At 68.0% G+C, this 9,306-nt stretch carries 7 protein-coding genes, 1 tRNA gene and 1 pseudogene; 2 read left to right on the top strand and 7 right to left on the bottom strand.

Annotated features, from left to right (window positions below; all coding sequences use genetic code 11):
- Window positions 1-1,010: TonB-dependent receptor (locus NBV68_RS14295; RefSeq protein ID WP_296310859.1), on the top strand; the 1,010-nt coding region annotated here is incomplete at its 5' end.
- 75 nt (window positions 1,011-1,085) lie between these two features.
- Here NBV68_RS14295 and NBV68_RS14290 read toward each other — a convergent pair.
- From NBV68_RS14290 to infA, 7 genes are all read right to left on the bottom strand, one after another.
- Window positions 1,086-4,001 (bottom strand): M16 family metallopeptidase, encoded by a 2,916-nt coding sequence (locus NBV68_RS14290; RefSeq protein WP_296310857.1) that lies wholly within the window; start codon window positions 3,999-4,001, stop codon window positions 1,086-1,088.
- 85 nt (window positions 4,002-4,086) lie between these two features.
- Window positions 4,087-4,890, bottom strand: coding sequence for a phosphoribosylaminoimidazolesuccinocarboxamide synthase (gene purC / locus NBV68_RS14285; protein WP_296310854.1), 804 nt, complete (start codon window positions 4,888-4,890; stop codon window positions 4,087-4,089).
- Between the two features lie 23 nt (window positions 4,891-4,913).
- Window positions 4,914-4,988 (bottom strand) — tRNA-Phe (locus tag NBV68_RS14280).
- Between the two features lie 142 nt (window positions 4,989-5,130).
- Window positions 5,131-5,316: a DNA gyrase inhibitor YacG gene (gene yacG, locus NBV68_RS14275; RefSeq protein ID WP_296310852.1), complete on the bottom strand. Its 186-nt coding sequence runs from the start codon at window positions 5,314-5,316 to the stop codon at window positions 5,131-5,133.
- The gene (locus NBV68_RS14270) at window positions 5,313-6,278 is read right to left on the bottom strand and encodes a ribonuclease (protein ID WP_296310850.1); all 966 of its coding nucleotides are present in this window, start codon (window positions 6,276-6,278) and stop codon (window positions 5,313-5,315) included. Before NBV68_RS14270 ends, yacG begins: the two co-directional genes overlap by 4 nt.
- Complete coding sequence (locus tag NBV68_RS14265) at window positions 6,271-6,843, bottom strand: Maf family nucleotide pyrophosphatase (RefSeq protein ID WP_296310848.1); 573 nt, start codon at window positions 6,841-6,843, stop codon at window positions 6,271-6,273. Before NBV68_RS14265 ends, NBV68_RS14270 begins: the two co-directional genes overlap by 8 nt.
- 18 nt (window positions 6,844-6,861) lie before the next feature.
- Window positions 6,862-7,107 carry a translation initiation factor IF-1 gene (gene infA / locus NBV68_RS14260; protein ID WP_007163491.1) on the bottom strand — a complete coding sequence of 82 codons (246 nt, stop codon included), beginning with the start codon at window positions 7,105-7,107 and terminating at the stop codon, window positions 6,862-6,864.
- A gap of 248 nt (window positions 7,108-7,355) precedes the next feature.
- Between infA and NBV68_RS14255 the strand changes: the two are divergent.
- Window positions 7,356-9,306, top strand: a pseudogene (locus tag NBV68_RS14255) (TonB-dependent receptor); the annotation flags it as partial.

Here is a 9,306-nt window from a genome sequence, read left to right as displayed (position 1 = left end):
GCTTCGACTTCCCCCCGCCGGTCACCGTCAACCACACGAACGACGCCTGGGCGCTGTTCGGGCAGGTGTCCTACCAGCTGACCGAGACCTTGCGTGCGACCGGCGGCATCCGCTACACCGACGACCAGAAGGACTTCGTCGTGGTCTCGGGCGCCGCGCCGCAGCCGCGCAGCGTGGGCGACCAGAACTTCGACTGGGACATCAGCCTGTTCGCTGACGTGAGCGAGGACGCGAGCCTCTATGCCAAGGTCGCCAACTCGTTCCGCGGGCCGACCATCCAGGGCCGCGACGTCGCCTTCTTCAGCGCGCCCTCGGTCGCGCAGTCGGAGAACATCACCTCCTATGAAGCCGGCTTCAAGAGCGAGTTTGCCGATCGCCGCGTGCGGTTGAACGGTGCGGTCTATTACTACACCGTCTCCGATCCGCAGTTCACTGCGGTGGGCGGCGCGGGCAACCTCGTGCAGCTGATCAACGCGAACAAGGGCGAGGGCTACGGTTTCGAGCTCGATAGCGCGTTCCAGATCACCCCGCGCTTCCTCGTCACGGTGGGCGTTGCCTACAACAGCACCGAGATCCAGGACCCGAACCTGGCGGTCGGCATCTGCGCGCAGTGCACCGTCACCGATCCGACCCGGGTGATCTCGGGCAACCGCCGCGCCTTCATCGACGGCAACCCCTTCCCCAACGCGCCCGAGTGGAGCGGCGATCTGACCGCCCGCTACGGCATCCCGGTGGGCAATTCGGGTGAGTTCTACATCTTCACCGACTGGGTCTATCTCGGCGAGACCAACTTCCTCCTCTACGAAAGCGCCGAGTTCAACGCCGGCAGCCGCTTCGAGGGCGGTCTGAAGATCGGCTATGCGGGCAACAATGGCCAGTGGGAAGTCGCCGCCTTCGCGCGCAACATCACCGACGAGGACAATGTCCTCGGCGTGGTCGACTTCAACAACAACACTGCCTTCGTGAACGAGCCGCGCGTCATCGGCGCGATGGTGAGCTTCAAGTACTGAGGGAGGGCCTTCCTACGAGGAAGGTGAACCAAAGGGGAAAGCCGGCAGGGGGCGACCTGCCGGCTTTTTCTTGGCCTATTGTGCGACGGAGCCTCCGTCGGCCTTGGCGCCTGCGGCTTCGGGAACGACCGTGAAGCGCACCGCCGCCTCGGGCGCGAGATAGCGCAGCGCGGCCTGGTGGATGTCTGCAGGCGTGATCGCGCGGATCACATCGGGCGCGGCGAGGAAGCGCTCGAGCCGTTCAGGCTCGCTCTGGGCGCGCGCGGCGAGGCCCAGCCAGCCGCCGAGGTCCTTGAGGTAGTTGTTGTACTCCTCAAGATAAGGTTTTCGGGCCCGTTCGATCACGTCGGCATCGAGCGGGGCAGCGCGCAGGTCGGCGATCAGCGCGTCGACCGCCTCGCGGGTGGCGGCGGTCTTGTCGGCGGCCACCGAGGCGCTCACCGCGAAAGTGCCGTAGCCGGGGTAGTGGTGGCTGGTGTTCGACCCGGCCGAGGGGGAATAGGCCTGCCCCAGCTTCTCGCGCAGCCGGTCGGTGAGTTCCAGCCGCACGATCCGCCCGAGCAGTTCGAGCCGCTGGTCCTCGGCCGGATCGCTGTCGTCGGTGGTCGGCCAGACCCATTGCAGCAGCGCCTGATCGGGCTCGCCCTTGTGGGTGAGGCGGTGGTCGCCGCGCGTGGGCGTGAAGCTGCGGGTGCGGTTGTCGTCGCGGGGAATGAAGGCAGCCTCGCGCGGCGGAAGCGCGCCGAGCGTGGCGGCCACCGCGGCGATGGCGGCCTCTTCATCGAGGTCGCCGACCAGTGCGATCTCGATCGCGCCGCGCGCGAGCCGGTCTGCCATCGCGGCCCTGAGCTGCGCGTAATCGAGCGCGAAAAAGGCGTCCTTGGGTTGCAGGCTGAAGCGCGGGTCGCTGTCCGACAGGATCCGGCCGCTCGCCGCACCCAGCGCGCGCGAGGGGGTCGAATCCAGCGTGTTGAAGAAGTTGTCGATGTTCTTGCGGAACCGCTCGACCCCCTCGGGCCGGTAGCCGGGATCGGTCAGCGTCGCGGCCAGCACCTGCATCTGCAACGCCAGATCGCGCGGGGTGGTGGTCGCCGAGGTGGTGAAGGCATCGGTGTCGCTATTGAGCCCGAAGCTGACGCTGCGCCCGGCGAGCACGCTGGCGAGCTCGTCCTGGCTGTGCTTGCCGAGCCCGCCTGCGGAGAGCGATGAGGCGAGGTAGACCGCGAGCGGCGCCTCGCGGGTGTTCATCAGATCGCCCCCGTCGACCGCCAGCGAAAAGGCGATGCGGTCCTTGCGCACGTCGGTCTTCTTGAGCGTCAGCCGCACCCCGTTGGCGAAGCGGATTTCCCTGAAGCCGAGGCGCGGTTCGGTGGTGTCGGAGACCACGGCGCCGGCCGGGCCAAAATCGGAGTAGCCGAAGGCGAGCGGGCCGTTGTCGACCGGCGCGGCGATAGCTAGCGCGAGGCCTTCGTCGAAGGCGGCGCGCAAACCCGCCTCGCCGCCTTCCGGCGCGGCGCGGCCCTCGAAGCGGATCAGCGGTTCGGCGAGCGGCGCGGCGTCCTCGCGCATCGCCTGCCACACCGCTTCGGGGGTGATGGCGGGCGCGATCTCCTCGAACAGCGCGAGTGCCCATTCGGGCGTGGTCGGCACGCGCTCGTCGCTCACCAGCGCCAGCGCCGCGCCCGCGAAGACGGCATTGCTGCGGGTCTCGGCGGCCTTGACCCCGTTCTCGAGGCTCGTGCGGATATTGGCGAGCTGTTCGTCCAGTTCGGCGCGGGTGAAGCCGTAGGTGAGCGCTTGATTCACTTCGCGGGTGGCGGCAGCCACGCCCTTCTTCCATTCGCCATCGGCGCTGCTGACGGTGAGGCTGGTGATCCGCGCGGCCTCGAAGATGTCGCCGGTGCCATAGCTCGCCCCCCGGAACGGTGCGTCAGCCCCGCGCGCGAGGCGGGCGAGGCGGCGGTTGACAATGGCATAGCCGATGGAGCGCAGCGCATCCTGCCGGCGGGTGGCAAGCGTGTCCGGTTCGTCGCGCCACGCGGCGAGGCGGCTGATGGCGACGCTTTCGGGAAGCGCTGGGTCGAGGTGGATGTCGGTTCTGCCCTTGAGTTCCACGTCGATCGGCCCGGCATCGGGCGCGGCGGGAGCGGGGCCGGCGGGCGTCCAGTCGGCAAAGCGGGCGCGGATTGCGGCTTCGACCACGCTGACAGGGTAGTCGCCGACCACAACCAGCACGGTATTGGCGGGCCGGTAGGTGCGCTCGTAGAGCGCGCGGATCTGCGCGGCGGTGGCGTTCTCGAGCACCTCGGCCGTGCCGATCGGCAGGCGGCGGCCGTAGCGCGCTTGCGGCGCGAGGAAGGCGACGTTGTCCTCGAAATTGCGCAGCTGGAAGCCCGACCGGTCGCGGCGTTCGGCGAGGATCACCCCGCGCTCGCGCGCCACGGCGTCCTCGGCGATGGTGAGCTCGCTTGCGGTCTCGCGCATCAGCATCAGCGCTGTGCCGAGCAGCGCCTCGTCATTGCGGGGCAGGTTGAGCATGTAGGTGATGTTTTCAAAGCCGGTCGAGGCATTGGTGTCCGCGCCGAAGGCCAGCCCCTCGCGCTCGAGCAGCTTGATCATCTCGCCCTCGGGGATGCCTTTCGATCCGTTGAAGGCCATGTGTTCGAGGAAATGCGAGAGGCCGCGTTCGCCATCGGTTTCCTCGAGCGCGCCCGAGGCGATGCGCATCCGCACCAGCGCGGTGCCCGCCGGGGTGGCGTTCTGACGGATGATGTAGCGCATCCCGTTGCCCAGCCGGCCGAAGACGTAGCCGGGATCGACGGGCAGGTCGCTCGCCTCGAAGGGCCAGACGGGGGCTGGTGCGGGTGCCTCGGCCGCTGGCGCGGTCTCGGCGGCGGCGGGCGGGGCTGCGTCCTGTGCGGCAAGCGCGGTGGTGAAGGCAAGCGGCGAGAAGGCCAGCAGCAGGCTGGCGGCAAGGGGAAAATTCCGCATGGATTTCAGGTATCTCTCGCTTCGGTTGTGAGACCTGCGAGACTAGCGGCTGAAACCCGCCTGTCAGCCTATTTTTTCAGCGCGATCACTTCTTGAGCGGCGGCGGGCCGCGCAGGCGCGAGCGGGCGTGGGAGAGGTCGAACACCTCGCCCGGGCCATTGTCTTCCGCGCCCAGCAGGCCGAGGCGGCGGGCGACTTCGCGATAGGCCTCCTCCTCGCCGCCAAGTTCGCGGCGGAAGCGGTCCTTGTCGAGCTTTTCGCCGGTCGCCATGTCCCACAGCCGGCAGCCATCGGGGCTGATCTCGTCGGCGAGGATCACGCGGCTGTAATCGCCATCATAGAGGCGCCCGAATTCGAGCTTGAAGTCGACCAGCCGAATGTCGATCGCGGCGAACATTCCGCACAGGAAATCGTTGATGCGGATCGCCATCGAGGAGATGTCGTGCATCTCGTCGTTGGTGGCCCAATTGAAGCAGGCGATGTGCTCTTCGGCGACCAGCGGATCGCCGAGCGCATCGTCCTTGTAGTAATATTCGATGAGGGTGTGCGGCAGCGGCTCGCCTTCCTCGATCCCGAGGCGCTTCGAGATCGAGCCGGCCGCGACATTGCGCACCACCACTTCCAGCGGGATGATGTCGACCTGCCGGATCAGCTGCTCGCGCATGTTGAGGCGGCGGATGAAGTGGGTCGGGATGCCGATATGGGCGAGGCGGGTGAAGACGTGTTCGCTGATGCGGTTGTTGATCACGCCCTTGCCGTTGATCGTGCCCTTCTTCTCGGCGTTGAAGGCGGTGGCATCATCCTTGAAGTACTGGATGAGCGTGCCCGGCTCGGGGCCCTCGTAGAGGATCTTGGCCTTGCCTTCATAGAGCTTGGTGCGGCGGGACATCGTCTGTTTCCCTTTCCAGCGAATGGTGCCCGGGGGCGGATTTGAACCACCGACACGCGGATTTTCAATACGCTGCTCTACCCCTGAGCTACCCGGGCATTCGCTGCGAGCGACGGGGAGATGCCATTCGGCTGCCCCGGCGAGCAAATGAGAGCGGCCCTATGGCGAAGGCGGCAGGGGTTGGCAAGGGGCTTTTGTCCACAAATCTGCCCCCGAAGCCGCAGGATTGTCTTGCGCGTCTCAATCCTGCTCGCGCCAGCTTTCCTGCGCCACTTCTTCCGGGTCGGCGGGAGGGCCGGGTACAGCGTAGGAATCCGAGAACCACCGCGCCAGATCGCGGTCGCGGCAGCGCGTGGAGCAGAAGGGGTGATGATCCGGGTGCCGGGGCTTGCGGCAGATCGGGCAGGGTTTCGAGGCGAGTGTCATGCGTCCAGAAGCTGGGCATTGGGCGCTTCGATGGCAAGGGCGGGATCGGTCGCAATCCGCACCTCGCGCCCGGTGCGGCGGGCAAGCTCCTCCAGCCACGGCTGCTTGAGCTTGGCCTTGAGGGCGGGGTGGACCGTCAGCAGCAGCGTCCGCCCTGTCGCGCCGCTTTCAGCCGCCACTTCGCCGCGCCGCAGCGCTATCCGCGCAGCCGCCCCGAGTCTGGCAGTGGCGAATCGGTGGAGCAGCGAGGGCCCCTCGAGCCGGGCGACAAGCTGCACGAAGCCGAAGCCGTTCATCGCGGTGCGCTCGTGCGGCCAGCCTGTAAGTGCCGCCTCCAGCGCCTCGTCGACCGCGCGGCGATCATCCTTGGTCTGGAGCGTGGGAAAGTCGATCCCGATATTGCCGCCGAGGTCGAACCAGGCCAGCGCCTGCGCAATCGCAGGGACAGCTGCGAGCGCCACTTCGCGCGGGGAGCCGATCCCGTCGATGTCGATGACAGTCATGGCCGGGGTGACGCTGACGAGAACCTCGCCGCCGGGAAAGTCGAGGCTGGCGGCAGAGGCGGCGTGCCAGACTTCTTCCCAGAGGCCGACGGGCAAGCGCCGGACGATCCGGCCTTCGGGGATGCCTGCGCCCGGCGAAGGCGCGTCCGACCCCGCAGCGCGTGCCTGCGCCCGCTTAAGCCGCCCGCGCTCGGCGATCGGGGCGCGGGTGATGACGACGTCGAGGCTCTGGCCCTCGGTGATGTGCGGGGGGAGGTGATCGACCAGCGCCTCGGTGCCATTGCCCAGCAGCGCGACCCCGCGGCGGGTGCCCTTGAGCTTGGCGATGAGCTTGCCGGTGGTGCGCGTGCCTGCCGCAACTTCGCCGGGCCAGAACACCTTTGCGGTGCGCACCTGCTCGCCATCGACGAGCAGCGCGCGGGTTTCGGCGATGCCTTCCTCGATCAGCCACTCAGCCAATGGCAAACCCCGCCGCCTTGAGCAGCGCGCGGGTGTGGTAGAGCGGCAGGCCCATCACCCCCGAATGGCTACCCCTGATCCACGCGATCAGCCCCTCGGCCGCGCCCTGGATGGCATAGCCGCCCGCCTTGCCCTGCCATTCGCCGCCTGCGAGATAGGCGGCGATTTCCTCGGCGGAGAGGCGCTTGAAGCACACCACGGTTTCGTCGAGCCGTTCACGCAAGGTGCCGTCGGGCGCGCGCAGCACCACGCTCGAGAGCACCTGATGGCGCCGCCCGCTCATCAGTTCGAGGCAGGCGCGCGCCTCATTTTCCGTTTCGGTCTTGGGGAGGATGCGGCGGCCCACCGCCACCACCGTGTCGCCCGCCAGCACGAAGCCGGGGGCCGCCACGGCACAAGCCTTCTCGCGCCCCATGCGCAAGGCATAGGCGCGCGGGAGTTCGATCTTGCCGGGGGTCTCGTCGATGTCGGCGGGGACCACGGCGTCGGGCACCACCCCGAGCCGCGCGAGCAACTCGCGCCGCCGGGGGGAGGCAGATGCCAGTGTCAGATGGGGAGAGCCCATGCCGCGGGCCCCCTGGCCTTACTGCGGGCCGGGGCCGCCGCGACCCGGCATGAAGCGGTAGGTGATGCGCGCCTTGGTGAGATCGTAGGGCGTGAGTTCGCACAGCACTTCATCGCCCACCAGCACGCGGATGCGGTTCTTGCGCATCTTGCCTGCCGTGTGGCCGAGCACTTCATGGCCGTTTTCAAGCTCAACCCGGAACATCGCATTGGGCAGCAATTCAACCACGCGCCCGCGCATTTCGAGGAGTTCTTCCTTGGCCATGTATTCCCTTTGGTTTTCGTTGCGGCGCACAATACGCCCGTCGATGCGAGGCAGCGCTTTAGCGATGCGGGAACCAAAAGGGAAGGCTCGTGCGTTAGTGCGACAATGGCGGACCCAAAGCACTGGTCCGGTCCGGGGAGGACACGCATCTCCGGGCCGGTTTTGTGCGTAACCGCTCCGCCTCCCGGGAGCGGTAACGGCCGCCCCGATACCCCCGCGAAGTAACCTGCCGTAACCGAAGGGACTCCATGAACCTCTCCCCGCTCACCCGCGCCGGCCTGCGCGCCGGTACCTGCGTGCTTGGGCTTGCGCTTGCCCTGCCGCTGGCTGCCGCCGATGCCGGAACCGCCGTTCAGCCCCAGCCCGAGCCGGCCGCGCAGCCCGAGCCCGAGGAACCCGAGAGCGCCAGCGACACCGGCGCGGGCGTGAACGAGATCGTGGTGCGGTCCGGCCGGGTGCGCGGGCAGCTGTTCGTCGATCAGGCCCCTCTGCTCCAGCTCGACGAGACCGCGATTGCAGCCGAAGGCGTGACCTCGATCACCGATCTCATCGCCCAGATCAGCGCGCGCACCGGCTCGGCGCGCGGGCGCGGCGGCGGGCAGCCGGTGATCCTCGTCAACGGGATCCGCATCGGCAGCTTCCGCGAATTCGCCAACTACCCGCCCGAGGCGCTGGCCAAGGTCGAGGTGTTCCCCGAAGAAGTCGCCCAGCGCTTCGGCTTTCCGCCCGATCGCCGGGTGATCAACCTGATCCTCAAGGACAATTATTCGAACCGTCAGGCCGATCTCGAGTTCGAGGCGCCCTCGCGCGGAGGCTACAGCCGCAACGAGCAGCAGCTTGGCATCCTCAAGATCGCCAATGGAGGTCGCATCAACGCCAGCGTCCGGGCCGATGACACCAGCCTGCTGACCGAGGCCGAGCGCAACGTGCCGCAGACCGAAGGCTCGCAATCCGGGGTCGCGGGCGATCCCGACCAGGCTGATTTCCGCAGCCTGCTGGCCGACACCTTCGGGCTCGATGCCAATGTCTCGTGGGCCAAGGCGATCGTCGAGAGCGGGACATCGCTCAGCGCCAACCTCAACTATGCGCGCAATGAAAGCCGCAGCCTCGACGGGCTCAACACCGTGACGCTGACCGACGATCCAGCCGTGGAGGGCATCGTGCGCACCTTCGGCGCGGACACCCCGCTCGCCCGGCGCACCTCGAGTGACTCGGTCTCGGCCGCAGGTTCGATCAATCAGCCGCTCAATGCCTTCCGCCTCACCACCACCTTCGACGGCTCCTTCAGCGAGACCGAGACCGAGATCGACCGGCGTCTGCGGCCCGATCAGCTCGATGTCTTCCGCAACGCTGCGCTGGCCGGCACGCTGGCGCTCAACGGCCCGCTGCCGACCGACACCGCCAACGGTTTCGACATTGCGCGCCGCCGGACGATCACCACCGAAACCCAGGCGACGCTCGAAGGCCCGCTCGCCGAGCTGCCCGCTGGCGAGGTGCTGGCGACCTTCGACCTCGGGCTCGACTGGCGCAGGATCGAAAGCAGCGACACGCGCTCGGCGACGGGCGCCGAGCTTACCCGCCGCCGCCTGTCGACCGGCGCCAATCTGGTGGTGCCGCTGACCAGCGGGCGCGAGGAATTCCTCGACGGGCTGGGCGACTTCACCCTGAACCTTCAGGCCGGCATCGAGGATCTCAGCGACTTCGGCCTGCTGGGCGATTGGAACGCCGGGGTGACGTGGAAGCCCACTGACGGGCTTGACCTGTCAGCGACCTATATCTGGCGCGAGGTCGCGCCCTCGCTTTCGGCACTGGGCGATCCGCAGGTGAACAATTTCAACGTCCCCGTGTTCGATTTCGTGCGCGGCGAGACGGTGCTGGCCGAGGTGCTCACCGGAGGCAATCCGACCCTTCCGCCCGAAACCCAGCGCGACTGGAAGTTCTCGGCCAACTGGGAGCTGCCCTTCTGGGAGGGGTCGCGCCTGACGGTCGACTACATCATGAACCGGTCGGATGACGTGGTCAGCGCCTTCCCGCAGATCACCGCCGAGACCGAAGCGGCCTTCCCCGGCCGGGTGACACGCGATGCTGATGGCCGCGTCGTGCGGGTCGACCGCCGCTCGGTGAGCTTTGCCGAGACCAAGGCGGACCGCATCCAGTTCACCTTCTCGACCAATGGCAGCATCGGCGCAGGCGAGGGCG

It is taken from the genome of Erythrobacter sp. (assembly GCF_023653175.1).
Taxonomy (GTDB): Bacteria; Pseudomonadota; Alphaproteobacteria; order Sphingomonadales; family Sphingomonadaceae; genus Erythrobacter.
The sequence above is the reverse complement of the archived record's forward strand: the minus strand, read 5'-3'. Positions and strand labels throughout refer to the sequence as shown.